Source organism: Alkalitalea saponilacus (genome assembly GCF_900168165.1).
Lineage (GTDB): Bacteria > Bacteroidota > Bacteroidia > Bacteroidales > Marinilabiliaceae > Natronoflexus > Natronoflexus saponilacus.
Map to the genome: position 1 here is coordinate 179,696 of NZ_FUYV01000004.1, position 21,157 is coordinate 200,852.

Below are 21,157 nucleotides of genomic sequence, written 5' to 3' on the forward strand. Positions count from 1 at the left end.
ATTTTTTTTACCTGTAATTAATTCTCAAAAATAGTATATTTTATGCAAATATCACACGTTGATTCAATGTTAATAAAAAGCGAGGCTACATATTTTCTTATTCCATGAATAATGTTTAATTTAGAGCGGTGAAAAAAAGGTCTTATAGACAGACCTTTTTTTGTGTTCCAGACTCATCTAAAGATAGATTTAAATGATTGAAGGAGATAGAATAATAAAGATTAACATTGAAGAGGAAATGAAGTCGGCTTACATCGATTATTCGATGTCGGTAATTGTTTCCAGGGCACTTCCCGACGTAAGGGATGGCCTTAAACCGGTACACCGCAGGGTTCTGTTCGGAATGAATGAACTGGGTGTTAATGCCGGAAAACCGTATAAGAAATCAGCTCGTATTGTGGGTGAAGTGTTGGGTAAATACCACCCGCATGGTGATTCATCGGTTTATTATGCCATGGTTCGTATGGCACAAACCTGGTCGATGCGATATCCATTGGTTGACGGACAAGGTAACTTTGGTTCTGTGGATGGTGATAGTCCGGCAGCCATGCGTTATACTGAAGCTCGTCTGAACAAGCTTTCTGAAGAGGCTTTAATGGATATTGATAAAAATACGGTTGATTTTCAGCTGAATTTTGATGACTCCTTAAAGGAGCCTACGGTCTTACCCACCCGGGCTCCATTGCTTCTTGTGAATGGAGCTTCGGGTATTGCTGTGGGGATGGCCACCAATATGGCACCACATAATTTGTCTGATACCATAGATGCAATTGTGGCATACGTGGACGATCCGGAAGTTGAGATCGACCGTTTGGTTGAAATTATTAAAGCCCCGGACTTTCCAACCGGTGGAACCATTTACGGTTATCAAGGTGTCAAAGATGGTTATGCCACAGGTCGCGGCAGGGTTGTTATAAGAGCAAAATCTGATGTGGAAACCACACCCAATGGCAGAGAAAAAATCATTATCTCGGAGATTCCTTATTTGGTTAATAAGGCAGAACTGATCATGAAAATTGCCGATCTGGTAAACGATAAAAAAATAGATGGCATTTCAAATGTAAATGATGAGTCAGACCGTGACGGAATGCGCATTGTTATCGATCTTAAGAAAGATGCAATCGCAAACGTGGTTCTGAATCATCTGTACAAATATACCGCGCTGCAATCTTCCTTTGGTATTAATAACATTGCCCTTGTTAAAGGACGTCCCAGACTACTTAATTTAAAAGAGATCATCAGTTGTTTTGTGGAGCATCGTCACGATGTTGTTACCCGTAGAACCCAGTTTGAACTGGATCAGGCAGAAAAACGTGCCCACATTCTTGAAGGGCTAATCATTGCCAGCGATAACATTGATGAGGTTATTAAAATTATCAGAGCAGCACAAACTCCTGATCAGGCTAGGGAAGACCTGATTAATCGCTTTGAGTTGACAGAAATACAGGCTCGTGCAATTGTTGAGATGCGATTGAGACAACTAACAGGTCTTGAGCAGGATAAGCTTCGTCAGGAATATGAAGATCTTCTGAAAGAAATTGCGAGTTTAAAGAATATTCTGGAGCATGTGCATTTAAGGATGGAAATTATTAGGAATGAACTGCTTGAAATCAAAGGGAAATATAAAGATGAACGACGTACAGATATTGTTTATTCATCTGAAGAATTTAACCCTGAAGATTTTTATGCCGATGATGAAATGATTATCACCATTTCGCATATGGGATATATTAAGCGAACTCCTTTGAGTGAGTTTAAAACTCAACACCGGGGAGGTGTTGGTTCAAAAGGAACAACCATGCGGGATGAGGATTTTATAGAGCACATTTATCCGGCATCTATGCACAATACCCTGATGTTTTTCACGAAAAAAGGAAAGTGTTTCTGGTTAAAGGTTTATGAAATTCCTGAAGGCCTTAAAAATACTAAAGGCCGCGCTATACAAAACCTACTTAACATTGATCCTGACGATACGGTGAAAGCTTTTATCAGGGTTAAAAGATTAAATGAGGATGTTGAGTTTACCAAATCACATTATATTGTGATGGGTACCAAAAAGGGTGTGATCAAGAAATCCTTACTGGCTGATTATTCAAGACCTCGCCAAAATGGTGTCAATGCGATTACTATTAAAGAGGATGATGAATTGATTCAGGCTCGTTTAACCAATGGCCGAAATGAAGTTTTAATGGCAACTCGATCAGGAAGAGCTATCCGATTTAACGAATCTGCGGTTCGTTGTATCGGTCGTACTGGTCAGGGCGTCAAGGGTATAACCCTTGCCTCTGCCAACGACGAGGTGGTTGGCATGGTTTGTGTGAAGAATATGGATGAGGATATCCTTGTTATGTCTGAAAAAGGTTTTGGAAAACGTTCCAAAATTGAAGATTATCGGGTAACCAATAGGGGAGGGAAAGGTGTTAAAACCATGAGAATCACCGATAAAACCGGAGATCTTATTACCATTAAAAGTGTGAGCGACGATAATGACCTGATGATTATTAATAAATCAGGAATCACTATCAGGGTTTCAGTTTCGAATGTGCGCATAACCGGTAGAGCCACTCAAGGTGTGAGGTTTATTAATCTTACAAAGAAGCAGGATGAAATTGCTTCTGTAACCAAGGTGCTTGCTGAACAGATTGAGGTTAGCATACTTGAAACAGGAACTGTAAATCCCGAAACGGAGATTAATGAAGACGATAATGCTCCGGAATAATTGATTTTTTCGAATTATTTGTTATAATTTTGATTGCAACAACAAACAAAAACAGACCACAATGAAAAGATTATTTTTAGTTTTAATTTCAATCTTAGCCGTATCAGCTATATATGCCCAAAGAGGTAGGGTTGCAGCTGCTTCTGCTTTTTTGGATAACGGCGATATAGAGTCTGCACGTTCAAGACTTCAAGATGCATTCGAGCACGACAGAACACGGGAATGGCCACGAACATACATCGTTGCTGCACGTCTTGCTACCGAAGAGTATAATAGAACGAATGACAAAGCTAAGATTTTACAAGCAGTCGAGCATTATAAATATGCGGCTGATCTTGATCAAAGAGATGAACAAGGTGGGAGACGAGCCAGACCTGGTAGGTTTGAGCGCGATCTTAAAGTGGCATTAACCTTTTTTGTACCTGAATTGCAAAATGCTGGTATTGACGCTTTCAATGAGGAAGATTTTACAACTGCGATGAAGATTTTTCGCAGTGTTGTGAATCTGAATAACCTACCAGTCTTTGAAGCGGATGACTTGCCAGCGGACTCTGTTTTTATTTATTACACAGGACTTGCAGCCAGCAGAAGCCAGAATTGGGATGTTGCTGAAGAATTCTTTAAAAAGACCCTGGATTTGAGATATGGGGAGGGAGATCCAATTCTTTTGCTTCATGAGGTTTATGAACAGACAGGCGATTCTGCTAAAATGGGACCAAATCTAAAAAGAGGTTTTGAACTGTTTCCTGATGATGATAGGATTTTGACGTCCTTAATTAATTTTTACTTGCTTTCAGAACAGAATGAGCAAGCTCTTGAATATTTGAATACTGCCATTGAGGGTGACCCTGATAACTTCTCTTTCTATAATGCACGTGGTGTATTATATGACATGAGCGGTGAATATGAACTTGCTGAAGTGGAATATAGAAAAGCCATTGAGCTTAACCCCGAGTTTTTCGATCCGTTACTGAACTTGGGTGTTATATATTTTAATCGTGCGATTGATATGATGAGGGAAGCCAATGAAATAGCAGATTTTGCTAAATTTGAAGTTGCCCGTAAAGAAGCTCTGGATGTTTTCCGTAAGTCATTACCTTATATGGAAAGAGCTCATGAGATTAGACCAGAAGAAAGGATGGTTTTAGAGACTTTGAGAAATCTCTATTATCGTTTTGAAATGATGGACAAATATGATGAAGTTGAGCAGAAACTTAAAGCTTTACAAGAGTAGATTAAAATACCGGGTAATACCCGGTATTTTAATATATATGCAAATTAACATAATGTCAATTATAAGACTCAGGTATTGGCTGATTTCCTTTGATCAATTCCAACCTGAAACATAAGGAATAATTAATGTTTTTTTCGTAAAGAAAACCGTGTTGATTGAGCGTATCGAGTTTACGGTTTTTAGAAACGAGTCATTATTACAACTTGAATCTTTAGTATGAAAATAGATTATGAAGAGTTCAACCGAATGCAATTTGTATCAATTGTGACAATAAGGTTAATCATGAAAACAATTACATGGAGATGAAATAAAAGACTAATTGTAAAAAGAGAAATGTTTAAGTCTGGCTTGAAATGCCCATGCTTAGCCAAGTTTATTAGCTTATTAATTATGCGAAGCAGTCTATATGTCTCTATATAGACGAGTCAATAGGTCAAAGCCAAGTCAAAACGGATATACAGTTAAAGATAACTAATTTGTTGATTGAGCGTATCGAGTTTACGGTTTTTAGAAACGAGTCATTATTACAACTTGAATCTTTAGTATGAAAATAGATTACGAAGAGTTCAACCGAATGCAATTTGTATCAATTGTGACAATAAGGTTAATCACGAAAACAATTACATGGAGATGAAATAAAAGACTAATTGTAAAAAGAGAAATGTTTAAGTCTGGCTTGAAATGCACATGCTTTAGCCAAGTTTATTAGCTTATTAATTATGCGAAGCAGTCTATATGTCTCTATATAGACGAGTCAATAGGACAAAGCGCAGTCCAAACGGATATACAGTTAAAGATAACTAATTTATGGAATTTGCAATTAAAGACTCGATATCGGAATTTGAAGCGATTTGAAACAGATCATATTCCGGCCATTCATCTACGCGGGAAATAACTCTATCCATTAATTGACGAATATCTGTTGCCAGCATTGGACCTTTCCAAGTGTTGCTATTAAATAATAAAACATAAGATATGCCATCATCTCTACGAACCATTAATGTGGATGTCCCTGATAATGTGCCTGTTCTGAACCATTGGCGACTATTGGCTCCTCTCCATCCAAGTGGTTGAAAACCAACAGATACAGGTGTTGTCATGATTTCAATGCTCTCTTTGGTTAAAATATCTTCAGGATAAGGCATCCCATCTATTACCAAAAGAAATTGCAGTATGTCGGTTGCAGATCCAATCCACCCTCCTGCTGCACCTAAAGTCTCGATGTCGTTTCCTCCATATGAACGTGGTACCTGGGTCTCAAACCCCATGAAATCGTCCACCAAAGGCGTGTTTTCAGGTTCATAATATTTCACCTCCAAATCCGCCCTTTCTTCTAGAAAACTGCCCCCAATTCGCATATCATAAACGCCTATTGGATATAATATGTTATGATTAATGAACGATTCGTAAGTTTCACCACTGACAGTTTCTATGACTTTACCAAGAATTGCATATCCCAGGTTTGAGTAAGCCGACATGGTGCCTGGCCGAAAATGCAATGGTCTTGCAAGCATAAATGTAATGATATCCTCATCATTCACAGGGAGATCTTTCCCCAATCTTCTGGCTACTACTTGTGGCATAAACATCGGGTCACCCCATCGGTTTGTCCAGCCTCCGGAATGATTTAACAGATGAATAACCTGTATTCTTTCTACATTTCTATCTCTGTATTGATCGTACGGTGCATAATTAAGAATTCCCTCTTCTCCAAAAACGTAATCATCTAAACTAATCACGCCTTCCTCTACCAGTTTCATGATTCCTGCTGCAGTAATTAATTTAGAAATGCTAGCTGTACGAAAAAGATGATAAGGTTCAACCGGAATTTCATTCTCAGCGTCTGAATAACCAAAACCCCTGGCATATACAACCTGTCCGTCCTTCGCAATGGCCACTGAAGCTCCCATTAATTCCCAACGATTCATGAATCTACTCATTTGCTGCTCTACGTGCATAAAAGCAGAATCGTTTGATAATGTATTCGGTATTCGAATAGAATTGATCATTGGTGAAGGTGGAATATGATCCGTACCAAAAGTTTTTATTGATGGCCCGGTTGTATATTTAATTCCAAAACCTGTGATGATTCCGATCAATAAATATAGTAGAGTTCTTTTAATATGCATTTCTTTGTTTTTGCTCGTGAAATCCTGTGCAAAATTACGTAATTTAAATGAAAAGGTTTTAAAAAAGCCTGTATAAAGTACGTTTTTGTACTTTATAAAGGCTTTTAATATTTTTGTTTCGGTAGCGAGATGCTTTATTGGTTATCTCATGCTCTCTTTTTTAACAGGCTGTCTTTTACTCTCTGAATTTAATTGTACAGCCAATGGCACGGGTTTCTGTAACCTTAGGTTTCTGACCTGCCAGAAGAGCATCAATGGCTTGTGCCACATACTTCTCTTTAACATCGGAAGCATCCTGAGGATTATCGTCAATGGCGCCAATGTATGCCACGGTAAAATGGTCACCTTCGTTTTTCAATAAATATACGTGTGGAGTTCTTGTTGCTCCAAATTTTTTGAATAGTTGCTTGTCATCTAACAAATATGGGAAGTTAAAACCTTTCTCTGCTGCATTGGTAATCATATAAGAGAAACCATCGGCAGGAACTATTGTGGAATCGTTTGGGTTAATGGCAATCAATGGAAATTTTTTGGGTTCATATTTTTTCTGCAACTCTATCATACGTGACTCATACAAAACCACATAAGGACAGTGGTTACAGGAGAATACAACAATTACCCCTTTTTGATCTTTATAATCGTCAAGCGATACCCATTGGTGATCTATGTTTTTTAATTTAAAACCAGGAGCTTTATCTCCAACTTTTAATTGTGCACCAGCTGTAAAGGTAACTAAAGCTAGTGTCATCATCATTACGTACTTGAATGTTTTCATAATTGTTAATGTTTTGGTGAAAAATGTAAATGGTTAAATCTGTTCTGATCTTATATTTGTTAGTTTTATTCTCCAGAAACTTCCCCTATCATCTCCATTAGCCGCTCATAGTTAATTTCTCCTTCATAGAAAGATCTTCTGTCCCGGTTAATAATAAGTGTAGCCGGTATGGCTCCTGTCCAGGCATTGTCAACCCTAGATATCCATTCTCCACCTCTGGGTGTTACTGTAAGAATGACATCATGTGTTACAGTGTGGTTTTCAAGAAATGGTAAAACGCGGCTCTCCTTTTGATTAGGGAAATCAAGACTTGCCATGATAACTTGAACAGGTTGCCCTTGGTATGATTTCTCTATTCGGTTGAATTCCGGAATTTCTTTTACGCAAGGTAAACACCATGTTGCCCAAAAGTTTACAACATAAATGGTGTCTGATGGAGTCTCTATTCTCTTTAATAATTGACTAATCTCAACATCAGGAACCTCTCTGGTTTCTCCCATTGCAGTTAAAGAGATGGATATTGCTAAGAGTGATAATAATATAATTCGCATAATAATACATTTTATACTGAAACAGCAGTATAGCAATAAATGTTCACTGTAATAGCATTTCACGTTCATTTTTCAGATTAGGTATTAATCATTCTTTTTAAGAGGACCTGGTTTTACCCTCGCTACCATCAGGAGTCTTATAATCAAAACCAGCCATACAGGAACAAGCGATGCAGGAATATATTGCGGAATAAATGAGAATCCGGTTAATAATACGACCAGCGCAACTAATACCAGGAGATTTATGTAACGATTGAATCTGTTGTTATACCAGGCAGCTCGTATTACGAACAGATGCAGGGGGTTTGCCCAAAGCAAATGCCAGTTTGGACCGGTAACCGAGTGTTCAGTAAAGAACCATAAAAAACAAATTAATAAACCAAGTATTGATGTAAAGCCGAAGATAACTACATTGACCCATTTTAAGAATATTTTTCGTTTATACTCCCACGCTGTGACAGCAATAATTATTAATGAAATAGTCCACAATACAAGCATTGGTGAAAGAAAAGGGTATTGGGCATCTTGTTGAAACTCCAACACGGTTTGGATTTCAAGTGCTACTGGTTGATTGTTGTCATTCCGGGTAGCAGTTTCAAACTGCCACATAAGATAGTCTGGTAAAAACTGTATGGATGATTTATCTACAAGATCATCAGTTGGTTGCCCCAACAGAATATCCAAGCCCAGTTTGGTCCACGGGCGATGCTGCAGATAATAAGCAATGGCATCTCTAAATGTCATATTCTCCAAATAATCAGGAATTTCAAAGTTTACACCTTGGGGAATAAACTCAATGGCCATGTCGCGTACTCTTGTTGCACAATTATCAAAGAAGAAGTGATACTGGTAATAGCGATTTTCGGGTTCTGCGTTAATGATTAATGCCCGGAAAAGTTGTTGTTTTTCGTTTTGGGTTAAGTCCAACGTTTGTTCCCAAACACTCCTTCCAGAAAACTGATATTCATAAAGAAAATGTTGGTAAGAGGTAACCGACAACATATAATTTAATTGCCCCCTCATGAACTTGAGGTAGAAATTAGGGGTATTAAAATTGAACGTGCCATAATTAAAAACATAATCGGTTTCAGTGGCAGGATCTTTTACTCTGATTGCTGTATGTCCGAATAAACTGTATAGCTCATCTCCTGGTGCACAGGTTAAAATACTAATAGAAGCGTCAGGTGAAAGTTGAGATTTTATTGGGATAAAACTATTTAACAGTATGAAAAAGATAAGAATCCAATATTTGAAAAGGCTTTTATCATATCTAGTTGTTTTTAAAAACTCCTTTGAGATATTGTTATGTCTCATATTGCAATGAATTGGCAATTTGCCTTCATATCCGCCGAAATTGCTGCTTTTTTCATTGCTTACATCCTTTATTATTTTACAATTAGCTTGCATCATTTTTAGCTCAATTTGAATTCTAATTAAATATTTTTTGGGTTAAAAAGGCATGGATGTGATGTTTTATTATTTTCCACTAATATAATTAAAAAAGAGAAACCATCATGAGAATGGATTATTTAGTACCCGTCGTGACATATACAGATGTAAACCATTTTTTCATCTAAACACTTACGATACTTATCTGAGAATACACATATGTAAACCCCTTTGTGATTACATATGTATCATCTCTTTTTATGTGAGAGAGCATTAATAAAATGAGAATACAATACAATACGGAGGAATTCTAATGCAACTGGATGTTCTCCCGCAATCAAAATGCTTAATAACTCACTTATCTATAAACAGAATCATAGAATTTCTAGTATCGTTTTATATTCATTCGAATTAAACACTTTATTTCCTATTTAAATATATTGTAGATTAGAACTTATAGATCTAAATAATTGTTTCTGGGGATGCGAATTAAGTACTTAAGTTGTCATTATGTGGCTTAAATGTTTGCTTAAGAATTAACTTAAGTATATTTTTACGGTAAATTAATACATAATAGTTCGTTAATCTTTTTTATTTAATTATCAAAATTATACTAACTGATAGTTGTATTATTCAATCATCTGATATTTAGAAGCTTACTCGCATCTAACATCTAACCCTGAATATCACGGGAAAAGTCTAACAATCAATTGAATACCAAATAATGATACAATTCACATCTATTCCGGAAAGACCTTTGAACTGTAGGGAGGCTCTCATGCAGGTATGGGCTGATATTTTTCCGGGAATAGATCGTGTAGTACTGTTATATAATCATCTCAATGGAGATTTAGGTGGAGAGGAACTCATTCTGGTCGACAAGCAATACCGACGCCGGAATGTGATCGGAAGTGATCGTTTGTTGCGAAAAGATGCTTTTTTCGATGCACAGCCAGGATACAACTGGATACACAAAGACCAACTTCCTTTTGAAGGGGAACAACAAATGCCTGGTCAATTGAAGATATTTTCAGAATTTCAGCATGTTGTACTGCACATTAAAATGCGTTTTGAAGATGGAATTGATCACTATTTCCTGTTTTTCCGTGAGGATCAAAGCAATTTTGGTATTCATCGCATTCAGGGAGCTTTAGATACAGGTAGAAAAGCCTTAATTGGCTCGATAGTTTACCGCTTTGTGAGAACGTTTTACCAGACAAAGAGTCGTGACATCCAATACATAAAGCAGTTTACAGATGTAGTCAAGTCAGTTTTGAATGGAAAAGACGATTGCAATGTGTCAAATGAGGACGAGAAAAGGTTGTGGGTCTCGCAATGGGCTGAAGATTTTTTGGTCTCTCTTTCTGATAAGCATTCTGTGAATCTTCAAATATCAAAGAGTGCTCTGGAAAAGTTAATCTCTTGCGGAAGTTTCAAAAAAGCTAAAGAGGCGTTGATTAAAGCTGCTGGATTGGTTATCATGCTTAATACATCTGCCAATGATGATAAAGATTATATCATTCATTCCCAATACCTAAATTTGGGCGAGCATCGGGAGCACACCCCTAATACTAGTAGTGAAAACTTCAAACCCAAAGGTCGGTTGGCACGGACTAAATCACTGCTGGACAACCTCGAACAGGCTGCTGCGGAGCTTTATAGCCGTGGTGATGATATCACCGGTGCATCCGTCGGACAAATGCTTAAACGACCGGTCTCCGCTCCTGCCATTACCGATGCGCTTCGAAAAAACAGTGAGCGAATTTTACGATTATTAAACAAATACCCTGATCAATGGCCATTAATCAGAGAACAATTCCGTCCGTTGGTGAATCTGGTGGAAAAGTCTGTTAATATGCGTGGTGTTGGGTAACTAAAGTAAATCAGCCTGTAATTAATGCGCCTGTGAGTTGTTTTACATCATCCATCTGATTTCTTTCCAAATACTCTCTGATCCCGTTAATGACTTTGATGGTGATGGTTGGATCGATAAAATTGGCGGTGCCAATTTGGATTGCAGAAGCACCAGCCAGTAAAAACTCTATGGCATCTTCCGCCGAGGCAATACCACCCATTCCAACAACTGGCACATTTACAGCTTGTGATACCTGCCATACCATGCGCAAAGCCACCGGTTTAACACACGGCCCGGATAGGCCGCCGGTTATGGTTGATAACACAGGTTTACGGCTGTTAACATCGATGGCCATACCCAAGAGTGTATTGATCAGTGATACTGAATCAGCACCTGACCCCTCTACTCCTTTAGCAATTTCAGTGATATCGGTTACATTTGGAGAGAGTTTAACCATGAGATGTTTTTTGTAAACCTTTCGTACTGCATTGGTAACTGCAATGGCAGATGGGCAGCTGGTTCCGAATGCCATGCCACCTTCTTTTACATTGGGGCAGGATATGTTGAGTTCAATGCCGGGAATGGCATCCAGTTCGTTTATCTTTTCAGCCGTTTCAACATACTCTTCAACAGTTGAACCAGAAACGTTTACAAGAATATTTGTCTTGAAGTTTTTAATTCTTGGATATATGTCATTGATAAAACCATCTACACCCTTGTTTTGAAGTCCAACGGCATTCAACATGCCTTTTGGTGTTTCAGCCATTCTTGGGTAAGCATTTCCTTCCCGGGCGTGCAGGGTTGTTCCTTTAACAACGATGCCGCCTAGGGCATTTATATCGATAAAATCGGCATATTCTTCACCATACCCGAAGGTACCTGAAGCTGTCATCACTGGGTTAGATAATGACAGTTCTCCCAATTGTACTTTTAAATTTCCCATTTTAAATATTTTGAGTCAAATACTGGTCCATCCACACAGGTACATTTATGTCCGTCAACTGTGGGGGTTACACAACACAAACAGGCACCAAAACCACATGCCATGTGATTTTCCAACGAAACCTGACATGTTATTCCCCGACTGCCGGCGTATTTGGCCAACACTTTCATCATGGCATCGGGGCCACAAGTGTATATGTGGTCAAATTCAGGCGTTTCTGTTTTCATTATTGGATGGTGTATTACAAATCCTTTATGACCGGCAGAACCATCTTCGGTGGTCACGTACACATCGCCCAACTGTTCGTAAGCATCAAGGCGAATGAGTGTGGCTGCTGTTCGGCCACCGATAAGAAATTTAGGTCTGATGCCATTCTCTACAAAATGCCGACCCAAAAAAAGCAACGGTGCAACGCCACATCCTCCACCTACCAACAAAACCCGATTGGATTTTGGAAGGGAGTATCCGGTTCCTAAGGGATAAACAAGATTTAACTGATCTCCGGATTTTAATTTGGCCAGCACGCGGGTTCCTTCTCCAACTTCCTGAATTAGAAGTTTAATGGTATTATTGCTATAATCCACATCATGTATCGACAAAGGACGACGAAGAAATGCATTTTCAGCTCCATCGACTCGCACTTCTGCAAACTGTCCCGGAACCATGGAAGGGAGTTCTCCGGGATGTTGCAGTGTTAATACAACAAATTCATCAGTCTCTCGCTGGTTGGTTATAATTGTAAAATCAGTGATGTGTTTCATTCGGTTATTATATTTTGATTTACATAGTTCAGTTCTCAATAGATGTAGAACATCTAAAATGTAAAGTTGGTTTGATCTATTTACATATGTAATTTAAACTGAATGTAATTTTTAATTCTCTGCAAAGATAGTTATTTCATTGAAATAAATTTGGGTTTTTAATCGCAGAATTGATAGCATAATGGTGTGATATGTATAAATCAAATGAAGACTTGAAGGCGATACCCATAACCTGATAGTTATGAATAGGCATTACCTTTGGTGATTTATATATGTTAGATTTAATTATCAGTTGGCTTATATTCCTTGAATGTTCCGTTGGCGTAAAAAACAACAATTCGTTCAACATTTTGATTGGTTTCAACAGATAAGTTCTCTTTCTTCTGCGATTGATTATCAGGCTTTTCATTTTCATCTTTTTCCGCACTACCCGCATTGGTTACATATGTAATCCCGGGCTCTTCTTTTATTGTGTCAAACAGACCCGTAGGTTTATTGGATGGTGGTTTAACCTTAACCTCCTGATCAGCACGATAGATTTCGCCATTACCGGTAATTAACCAATCGCTGGATATATGGGGGAAGTTTTTTAATATTTTCTGAATAACCTCCAGACTGGGATTGTTTCTTCCTGATAAAATATGGCTTACTGCTGACCGTTGTACGCCGACTATTTCAGAGAACTTCACTGGACTCAGGTTTTCTTTCTTTAAAAGTATCTGCAGGCGCTCTTTCATGTTGCTGGTTTTATTTCTCTTTTAACCTATGATGTTTTGGATTTTATAATCCTTTGGGTTTTGCTATTTAGCAAATAACTCTAAAACAATAATGATTACAAACGTAATCACTTTCGAATGAGATTCTATTTTAGTTACATGTTTACAAAATTAATAAATAGTTGGAATTTTCCAATTGATATTGTAATAATCATGACAAACGTAAACACCATTCCTGATCATTTCATTAATTTCAATAACTGCTCAATTACAATATTACCTAATAATTTAAATGGGTTTTGTAAGTTGTATTATGTCAGTAACATAAGAATAGAATCCTAACAGTTTAATCAGTTAAATATGTTGCCTTTTTCCTATTATTTCTCTCTGTGTTTTGATTGTCTCTATGGTTGTCTGTTCTGGAATTCAGTAGGTTGTCTTTTATGATTAAGTTTTAGTTCAGGAAGAATGTTTAAGTAACTGGTTATTAAAGATAAATGAGTTGATTTTATAGATGGTCAGCTACTTAATGAATAAATATGCGCAAACATGCTTGGTCGGATTTAATTAATGGTTTATATAGATGTCATAAGACTCTGGAAAAGTGATTAATAATAATTGAATATCCTGCTTTTGTATATCGCTAAACAACCATTTTTGTGCTGTTTACTTCTGTATTTAATGCTTTTCCCCTTCCCTACTCTTTTGTTTTTGATTTGAGAATTATAATTCACCATCATTATTATTGTGAATTGCGGTAAACTTAATAACTACATTATATGGTCATAAATATGTCTGAATTCAAAAGCTGCTAAATATATAATTCTATGGTATGTTTCTGTAGAATTTGAAGTATGTAACTTCTAATGAAGATCTGGAAGGTATAACCTGTGAGTAGTTGTTCTTTTCAATGGATAGATCCGTAGGTGTTCCCTGAATTTGAAATGGCCTGAAATGCTGAAGTTTGATGTTTTGGGAATAGTTTATTATAGGCACACAGCAGATTCTTGCGAAGTTAATTATGTTAATAACATTTTGAATGGATAAAAAAAAGGTGAATCCGGGAGGATTCACCTTTATAAGGAAAAACTCAATAAAACAGCTCTATTTTAAATCAAACTCTTTTTTAAGATCAGTACACCAGTTTTTGATGCGTTCATCCGTTAATGCAGCCTGATTTTCTATATCAATGGCCAAACCAACAAATTTGTCGCCTCGCTGTGCTCGTGATGACTCGTAAGTATATCCATCAGCGGAAGTGAATCCTACAACTTTGCCATTGCGCTCTTCAATAAACTCAGCCATAATACCAACTCCGTCGATGAAATTTTCGGGATAGTTCTTCTGGTCTCCCCCTCCAAAAATGGCAAATTTCTTTCCTTTAAAGGACTCATCTTCAATAGCCGGTAAATACTCGTCCCAATAATTGGGAAGCTCACCATCAAACCAGGTCGGTACAGCAAGAATATAATTTTTGTATTTCTTAAAGTCATCAAGGGTTGCAACATCTGCATCCACATCTTCACAATTCTTTTCTCCCAATGCCTTTTTGATTTTCTTTACCTGCTGCTGTGTTTTAACCGATCTGAAACTATAAAATATTCCAATCTTTTCCATATTCTTTTATTTGTTTCGGTCTGTTCTTTTAACTTGTTAAAAACTAGAACTCTAATAACTCCTTAACTGCTTTTATAACCTTATCTGTATTGGGCAAAATGGCAGCTTCCAGAGTACGGTTAAACCCTACAGGTGTAAACGTGGAGCCTACCCGTTTTATAGGAGCATCCAGATAATGGAATGCCAAATCCGAAATAGTTGCAGCCACTTCACCGCCAAACCCTGCAAACACTTTATCCTCGTGCACTATTAGTGCTTTAGATGTCTTTTTTACAGAGTTAATGATGGTTTCTTCATCCAATGGGAGCAGACTTCTTAAATCCACTACCTCCACTTCGCCGAAGCCTTCTTTAGAAAGTTTTTCAGCTGCCTCCAGACAAAAATGGGTGGTGTTTCCATAGGTGAAAATGGTCAAATCCTTACCTTCGCGGCGTATTCTTGCTTTACCAAAAGGTACTTCAAAATCATCGGGTACCGGTGTGGCAGCTTTGGGAGCATTATAAAGTGCCTTAGGCTCCATAAACACTGTCATCCCTTCCGAACGAATGGCTGTACGCAGTAAACCTGCTGCATCGTCGGCAAATGAAGGATAAACAACTCTGACACCCGGGAATGTTGTCAATGCTCCCTCAATGGTTTGCGAGTGATAAAGTCCTCCTCCGATATAGCCACCAGAGGCCAGTCTCACTGTGATATTGGGAGAATATTGTCCCTTGGTTCTCCAGTACTCATGTGTGGTCTCCACAAACTGCTCCATGGCAGGCCAAAAATAATCGGCAAACTCAGCACCCTCAACTACCACTCGCATCTCTTTTTTATATCGGGACATTCCATTGGCTGTACCCATGATGAAATCCTCGGCAATAGGCGCGTTAAAAACCCGGGTTTTACCAAATTCCTGCTGCATCCCTTTGGATACATTAAAAATTCCCCCTTTGTCTTTATTGGCTATGTCCTGACCCCACAAATAAGTATCCGGGTTATTTCGGAACTCAGCTTTTAATGTTTCATTTAATGCTGTAATCAACTTAATGGGTTCACCATTATGCTCATGAACCCCTTCGGGATATTTGGAAGCGGGATAAGCTTCCCCTATCACAAAATCATGCACCGATTCGGGTGTTGGATGCGGAGCAGCCAACCCTTTTTTATGCGCATCTTTAACTTCAGCAGCGACTGCATCTTCAATCTCCTTCAACTCCTCCTCAGTAGCTCTCTCGTATCTTAACAACAAGCGACGATACTTAGCAAGCGGATCATACTCCTTCACATAGCTGAGTTCATTTTCGTCGCGATACAGTTCATGTCGGTCACTGTTGCTGTGTGAGCCTATGCGAACACAGTTTGCATGTACTATTACCGGTTTCTGTTCTTTTTTAGCCCATTCAACCGCCTCGGTCATGGCATTCATCGAATCAAACACATCTTTTCCATTACAATAAATGATGCGCAGGTGCTTGAATCCTTCAAAATTTCGTGCCACTTTACGGTTGGCTGTCTGATCCTCTTTTGGAACCGAAATTCCATAACCATTATCCTGAAACACAAACACAACGGGCAACTGTTCATTGGAGGCACCATTGATGGCTTCATAAACATAACCTTCGGAAACAGAACTTTCACCCTGACTGCTGATTACAACAGCATCCTTCTCTTTATAGGTTTTAAGAGCCCGTCCCATTCCGGTGGCATGAAGTGTATGGTTACCGGTACAGCTGCTTGAGTTATGGATGTTCCATGCAGGTTTGGCAAAATGGTTCGACATGTGTCGGCCACCACCTGCCACATCAGCGTCTTTCGAAATCCCGTTATAGATGACCTCTTCAGCTGTTAAACCCGCTGATACACATGTTTGCAGGTCGCGGTAATAGGGAAAAAGATGATCTTTGTTTTTACGGAACACCTGTCCGATGGCCAGTTGAATGCCATCGTGACCCGCTGCGGGAGCGTGATACGACCATCCAATGGCCTGTTTCAGGTAATTCGGTGCACGCTCGTCGAGCGTGCGTCCCAAAAACAACAGATGGTACCACTTCAACAAGGTCTCCTTATCTGTTTTTTTTATACTGTAAATGGTTTTTACGTTACTCTTCATCGTATCTCTGTTTTTATTTTCCTTAGATGTGAAGGGTATCTAAGGGAAATCTCTTAAGTTATTGAGAAATAAGTTTATTCTTATTAATGTTGTTTGCTCTAAAAAGCGTATCGCTTAAAGGCGATACGCTTTTATTTAATGTATTAAATGGCCTCATCAATTTTCCATTCCTCCAGGTAATCTGCAACCCTGCGAAGGAAATATCCTCCCAAAGCGCCATCCACCACCCTGTGGTCGTAGGAAAGCGACAGGAACATTTTATGACGAATGGCAATTACATCGCCGGTTGGAGTTTCAATTACCGCGGGTTTCTTTTCAATGGTACCCGTTGCCAGAATGGCTACTTGCGGTTGATTGATGATGGGCGTTCCAATGGTATTTTTAAAAGAACCAAAGTTGGTGATGGTAAAGGTTCCCCCTTGAATATCATCGGAAGAAAGCTTGTTGTCACGCGCTTTGGCTGCAAGTGAGTTGATATCGGAAGCCAAACCAACCAGATTTTTCTGGTCAGCCTGCTTAATTACCGGAACAATCAGGTTGCCGGACGGCAAGGCCACGGCAATGCCAACGTTTACATTTTTACGTATTATAATGTTGGTTCCGCTGACTGATGCGTTAATTCCCGGATAATCGCGAAGTGCCTTGGCCACCGCATGGGTAAATACCGGCATAAAGGTCAGTTTTTCGCCATATTTTTTCTGGAATGCATCTTTATTGTTGTTCCGCCAAAGAACCAGGTTGGTAACATCCGCTTCCACCATGCTGGTAACGTGAGGCGATACCTGTTTAGACATCACCATGTGTTCAGCGATGATTTTCCTCATTCTGTCCATCTCCACAATCTCATCGCCTTCAGAAGCTTTTACTTCAGGAGCTTTGGCAGCGGCTTGTTTGGTTTCTGCGGATTGTGTTGCTTTAGCAGGCTCTTCTGCTTTGGCTGTCTGTTTAGCAGAACCGCTCCCCCTGTTTTCAAGGTAGCTGAGAATATCTGCTTTTGTCACTCGTCCCTCCTTGCCGGTGCCTTCAATTTTGTCTAACTCTTCAAGCGAGATGTTCTCCTCTTTGGCAATGCTTTTTACCAATGGCGAATAAAAACGATTGCTGTTGGAGTAATCCTCCTTGGATTCTAATTCCTTTGTTTCAGATTGGGAAGGTTTTTCTTCCTTATCTGTTGATTTCTTAGTTTTGCTTTCTGTTTCTTCCTTTTCTTCGTCAGGTGCTCCGGCTTCTTCCGAACCATCTGCATCCATATCAATGATGGCTACAACCTGACCAACCGGCACCAATGCATCGGTTTCAAATTTTATCTCTTTTATCACCCCGGCCACAGGCGATGGGATTTCAGAGTCCACTTTATCGGTGGCTATTTCCAATAATACCTGGTCTTCTTCCACTACATCACCTTGTTTTACAAACCATTTGGTAATGGTGGCTTCTTCAACGCTCTCACCCATTTTGGGCATTAGGATCTCAAATGTAGACATGTTAATCTGAGTTTATTAAACTTGTTATTATTGTTCATGATTTTAATCGCGCGGCGAATGTAAAAATTTTTCTTATTTAAAACAAGACTAAATAAGAATTGCCTGCAAAAGTGATCATGGCTATTTTTGTTATCTATCCTATTAACACCGATATTATATTTTTGTTTGTACTTGTGTATTGAATTTGCATAAACAGAATGGTTATAGTTTACTGAAACTGCTGAAAATATTGATGTTTGATGAGTTCTTTGTATTTTTCTCTTATTGAGATAAAAGTTAAAAAAAAGCCTGTTCAAAATCAATTTGAACAGGCAATTTTCAATTAAGCTAGATTTAGTAAATGACTAATAACTCATTAGATCATTGTGATTCGTCCCATCGTTTAGTATTACTTCTAAAGACTATCTCCGAAATCCTTTTTAAACTTAGCCACAAGTTTTTGCGGCCAATCAGATGTCGCAGCCAATCTTCCCATGAAGAAGCGGAGCACTTTTGGTTCTTCCACGAATTCGAGACCACCAATGAGTTCTCTGTTTTGGTACAACCAGTTAAGACGGTCAATAAGGAATTTCGTTTGCGAAAGCGTAAACACCCTGCGGGGGAACGCCAAACGTAAAAGTTCCATATCGGCCAATAGATCCTCTCCGTTGTCCAGACGCACGCTTGAGATGGTTCCTCTTTCCATGCCGCGGCATCCTGAAACAATAAACAGTGCAGCTGCCAAAGCTCCTGCAGGGTATTCCTTCTGCGGAACATGATCTAAAAATTGCATAGCATCAACATGGGCTCCCAAGGCTCCGGCAGGTGTTATCACCGGTATTCCTAATTTATCAAGTTCATTCACAGCGTATTCAATAAAACCGGGTGATTGACTTATAACGGTATCATCTGTGGTTTCCATTAATCCAACCGCCATGGCTTCAATCTCCCGAACCGACATACCTCCGTAGGTAAGGAATCCTTCATATAATGGCACCAGATCGCGCATTTTCATGAACAATTTTTTGTCATTGGTGCAAATACCGCCACCTCTGGTTGAACTTACTTTCCGGCTTGAGAAATAGATGATTTCACACAAATCGCACATGGTGCGTAAAATGTCGCGTATGCTGCTATTGGCAAATTCTTTCTCTCTTTGCTTTATAAACCAAGCATTTTCACCAATTAAACTGGCATCAAGTACCATCATGATGCCATGTTCATCGGCAACTTTGCGTACTTCCCGCATGTTTTCAATGGAAAACGGCTGACCACCTATTAGGTTGGTTGATGCTTCAAGACGAATGAATGGAACATTTTCTACTCCATATTTGGTAATCAGTTTCTTAAGCTTATCTATGTCAATATTTCCTTTAAATGGATGACTACTTTTAATCTTAAGCGCTTCATCGGTATATATTTCGTAAATTTTACCTCCATTGATCTCCATATGAGCCTTGGTGGTGGTAAAATGGTAGTTCATTGGAATAACATGTCCCGGACGAATAAATGTTTGGGAAATGATATTTTCTGCAGCCCTTCCCTGATGCACCGGTAATATAAGTTCCTTGCCAAAAACATCCTGAAGAGCTTTTTCCATGCGATAGAAACTTTGAGAACCTGCATAGGCGTCATCAGCCTGATGCATGGATGCCAACTGGTTATCGCTCATAGCGTTGGTTCCGCTATCGGTCAGCATATCGAGAAATACATCCTCAGTATTCAACAAGAATGTGTTATACCCTCCCTTTTCTATTGCCTTCAAACGGTCGTCTATCGGTTTTAGGTTTAATTTCTGTACAATTCTTACCTTATGCAACTCGACAGGAACCTGCTCTCCACTGAAAAAATTAATTTTCGTTGAATTTTTTGAACTCATTGTGATTTGATTAATTTAAAGTTATTAATAGCTTGATTAATTTTCATTTTTACGTTGCGTAAAATAGTTAAATTTCGTTGATAATTATCATGTATTGTTTAAAATCTGTCGCAGAATGGTGCTATTTGGTTTTAATTTAAATTAGGATGTATATTTTGTATTGCATGAACCAAATAAATGTTGTTTTTTTGCTCGTTAAAATATCAAATATGATGAGATTAGTTGCAGGGTACATATTTACCCCTGTTTATTACGCGGCATTTGGCCTTTTACTGGTTATTTTTCATCCGGTACAAATGATAGCGAGAAGATTAGGTGGATACGAAGCTCATCTCAAAAGCGTGATTGCGCTTAATGGGTTGATAATGATGTCGATGAGAATAATTGGAGCAAAGGTTCGTTACCACGGTTTGGAGAAGTTGCCTGATGATCGCCCGTTGATTGTTGCATCAAATCATCAGAGCATGTTCGACATTCCGGCATTTATTTATGGATTTCACAAATTTCATCCGAAGTTTGTTTCCAAGATTGAGTTGGCAAGCGGCATACCCAGTATCTCGTATAATCTCAAACACAGCGGATCAGCTTTAATAGACCGTAAAAGCGGAAGTCAGGCAATTAAAGAGATCATCAGGCTTGGAAGAATGATTGAAAAGAATAAATACGCGGTATGCATTTTTCCTGAAGGCACACGAAGCAGAACCGGAGAGTTGAGACCGTTTCAACCGGCAGGTGTTAAATCTTTGCTTAAAGCAGCACCTTCTTCCCTATTGATTCCTTTTGCTATAGATGGTCACTCAGAGTTGATGGAGAAGGGATATTTTCCATTAAAATATGGAGTTAAAATTAATTATTCGGTGCTTGACCCCATTGAGCCCGGAAACTTAGATGCTGAAGTATTGGTGGAAAAATGCAGGGAGGCCATTGAAGAATGCCTCAGTAAATCATGACTTTATTGACTTAGTGAAGTGAAGTTATTAAAAAACCACATAGTCACAAACTATTTACATTCGCTGTGACCCATGTGGTTT

Annotated in this window: 15 protein-coding genes; 4 read left to right on the plus strand and 11 right to left on the minus strand. The window is 38.7% G+C overall.

Annotated features, from left to right (window positions below; genetic code table 11):
- Positions 1-193: 193 nt before the first annotated feature.
- Positions 194-2,719: a DNA gyrase subunit A gene (gene gyrA / locus B5X70_RS05175; RefSeq protein ID WP_079556819.1), complete on the plus strand. Its 2,526-nt coding sequence runs from the start codon at positions 194-196 to the stop codon at positions 2,717-2,719.
- Between the two features lie 61 nt (positions 2,720-2,780).
- Complete coding sequence (locus B5X70_RS05180; RefSeq protein WP_079556820.1) at positions 2,781-3,953, plus strand: tetratricopeptide repeat protein; 1,173 nt, start codon at positions 2,781-2,783, stop codon at positions 3,951-3,953.
- 800 nt (positions 3,954-4,753) lie between these two features.
- On the opposite strand, the gene B5X70_RS05185 is transcribed toward B5X70_RS05180, so the two are convergent.
- From B5X70_RS05185 to B5X70_RS05200, 4 genes are all read right to left on the minus strand, one after another.
- Positions 4,754-6,082 carry a serine hydrolase domain-containing protein gene (locus B5X70_RS05185; protein ID WP_079556821.1) on the minus strand — a complete coding sequence of 443 codons (1,329 nt, stop codon included), beginning with the start codon at positions 6,080-6,082 and terminating at the stop codon, positions 4,754-4,756.
- A 175-nt stretch (positions 6,083-6,257) separates the two neighbouring features.
- Positions 6,258-6,857 (minus strand): thioredoxin family protein, encoded by a 600-nt coding sequence (locus B5X70_RS05190; RefSeq protein WP_079556822.1) that lies wholly within the window; start codon positions 6,855-6,857, stop codon positions 6,258-6,260.
- A 65-nt stretch (positions 6,858-6,922) separates the two neighbouring features.
- On the minus strand, positions 6,923-7,408 hold the full coding sequence (locus tag B5X70_RS05195) for a TlpA disulfide reductase family protein (protein ID WP_157666538.1): 486 nt from the start codon (positions 7,406-7,408) through the stop codon (positions 6,923-6,925).
- Between the two features lie 84 nt (positions 7,409-7,492).
- Complete coding sequence (locus tag B5X70_RS05200) at positions 7,493-8,818, minus strand: Lnb N-terminal periplasmic domain-containing protein (RefSeq protein ID WP_079556824.1); 1,326 nt, start codon at positions 8,816-8,818, stop codon at positions 7,493-7,495.
- A 703-nt stretch (positions 8,819-9,521) separates the two neighbouring features.
- Between B5X70_RS05200 and B5X70_RS05205 the strand changes: the two genes are divergently transcribed.
- Positions 9,522-10,670, plus strand: a complete 1,149-nt coding sequence (locus B5X70_RS05205; protein ID WP_079556825.1) for a hypothetical protein — start codon at positions 9,522-9,524, stop codon at positions 10,668-10,670.
- 10 nt (positions 10,671-10,680) lie between these two features.
- On the opposite strand, the gene B5X70_RS05210 is transcribed toward B5X70_RS05205, so the two are convergent.
- The 7 genes from B5X70_RS05210 to B5X70_RS05245 all read right to left on the minus strand — a co-directional run bounded on the left by B5X70_RS05210 (position 10,681) and on the right by B5X70_RS05245 (position 20,126).
- On the minus strand, positions 10,681-11,595 hold the full coding sequence (locus tag B5X70_RS05210) for a dihydroorotate dehydrogenase (RefSeq protein ID WP_079556826.1): 915 nt from the start codon (positions 11,593-11,595) through the stop codon (positions 10,681-10,683).
- A complete protein-coding gene (locus B5X70_RS05215; RefSeq protein WP_079556827.1) occupies positions 11,583-12,356 on the minus strand; it encodes a dihydroorotate dehydrogenase electron transfer subunit in 774 nt (257 codons plus the stop codon). Before B5X70_RS05215 ends, B5X70_RS05210 begins: the two co-directional genes overlap by 13 nt.
- A gap of 281 nt (positions 12,357-12,637) precedes the next feature.
- Positions 12,638-13,093, minus strand: coding sequence for a helix-turn-helix domain-containing protein (locus B5X70_RS05220; RefSeq protein ID WP_079556828.1), 456 nt, complete (start codon positions 13,091-13,093; stop codon positions 12,638-12,640).
- Between the two features lie 1,083 nt (positions 13,094-14,176).
- The gene (locus B5X70_RS05230) at positions 14,177-14,689 is read right to left on the minus strand and encodes a flavodoxin (RefSeq protein WP_079556830.1); all 513 of its coding nucleotides are present in this window, start codon (positions 14,687-14,689) and stop codon (positions 14,177-14,179) included.
- A 43-nt stretch (positions 14,690-14,732) separates the two neighbouring features.
- Positions 14,733-16,784 carry an alpha-ketoacid dehydrogenase subunit alpha/beta gene (locus tag B5X70_RS05235; RefSeq protein WP_079556831.1) on the minus strand — a complete coding sequence of 684 codons (2,052 nt, stop codon included), beginning with the start codon at positions 16,782-16,784 and terminating at the stop codon, positions 14,733-14,735.
- A gap of 143 nt (positions 16,785-16,927) precedes the next feature.
- Positions 16,928-18,268, minus strand: coding sequence for a dihydrolipoamide acetyltransferase family protein (locus tag B5X70_RS05240; protein WP_079556832.1), 1,341 nt, complete (start codon positions 18,266-18,268; stop codon positions 16,928-16,930).
- Between the two features lie 394 nt (positions 18,269-18,662).
- Complete coding sequence (locus B5X70_RS05245) at positions 18,663-20,126, minus strand: tryptophanase (RefSeq protein ID WP_079556833.1); 1,464 nt, start codon at positions 20,124-20,126, stop codon at positions 18,663-18,665.
- A 209-nt stretch (positions 20,127-20,335) separates the two neighbouring features.
- On the opposite strand from B5X70_RS05245, the gene B5X70_RS05250 reads away from it, so the two are divergent.
- Positions 20,336-21,076, plus strand: coding sequence for a lysophospholipid acyltransferase family protein (locus tag B5X70_RS05250; protein WP_157666539.1), 741 nt, complete (start codon positions 20,336-20,338; stop codon positions 21,074-21,076).
- The last annotated feature ends 81 nt before the right edge of the window (positions 21,077-21,157 follow it).

Coding starts and splice junctions, on each gene's coding strand:
- B5X70_RS05235 (WP_079556831.1), bottom strand. CDS start 16,784: ATGAAGAGTAACGTAAAAACCATTTACAGTATAAAAAAAACAGATAAG.
- B5X70_RS05210 (WP_079556826.1), bottom strand. CDS start 11,595: ATGGGAAATTTAAAAGTACAATTGGGAGAACTGTCATTATCTAACCCA.
- B5X70_RS05245 (WP_079556833.1), bottom strand. CDS start 20,126: ATGAGTTCAAAAAATTCAACGAAAATTAATTTTTTCAGTGGAGAGCAG.
- B5X70_RS05195 (WP_157666538.1), bottom strand. CDS start 7,408: ATGCGAATTATATTATTATCACTCTTAGCAATATCCATCTCTTTAACT.
- B5X70_RS05200 (WP_079556824.1), bottom strand. CDS start 8,818: ATGATGCAAGCTAATTGTAAAATAATAAAGGATGTAAGCAATGAAAAA.
- B5X70_RS05185 (WP_079556821.1), bottom strand. CDS start 6,082: ATGCATATTAAAAGAACTCTACTATATTTATTGATCGGAATCATCACA.
- B5X70_RS05190 (WP_079556822.1), bottom strand. CDS start 6,857: ATGAAAACATTCAAGTACGTAATGATGATGACACTAGCTTTAGTTACC.
- gyrA (WP_079556819.1), top strand. CDS start 194: ATGATTGAAGGAGATAGAATAATAAAGATTAACATTGAAGAGGAAATG.
- B5X70_RS05240 (WP_079556832.1), bottom strand. CDS start 18,268: ATGTCTACATTTGAGATCCTAATGCCCAAAATGGGTGAGAGCGTTGAA.
- B5X70_RS05215 (WP_079556827.1), bottom strand. CDS start 12,356: ATGAAACACATCACTGATTTTACAATTATAACCAACCAGCGAGAGACT.
- B5X70_RS05220 (WP_079556828.1), bottom strand. CDS start 13,093: ATGAAAGAGCGCCTGCAGATACTTTTAAAGAAAGAAAACCTGAGTCCA.
- B5X70_RS05230 (WP_079556830.1), bottom strand. CDS start 14,689: ATGGAAAAGATTGGAATATTTTATAGTTTCAGATCGGTTAAAACACAG.
- B5X70_RS05250 (WP_157666539.1), top strand. CDS start 20,336: ATGATGAGATTAGTTGCAGGGTACATATTTACCCCTGTTTATTACGCG.
- B5X70_RS05180 (WP_079556820.1), top strand. CDS start 2,781: ATGAAAAGATTATTTTTAGTTTTAATTTCAATCTTAGCCGTATCAGCT.
- B5X70_RS05205 (WP_079556825.1), top strand. CDS start 9,522: ATGATACAATTCACATCTATTCCGGAAAGACCTTTGAACTGTAGGGAG.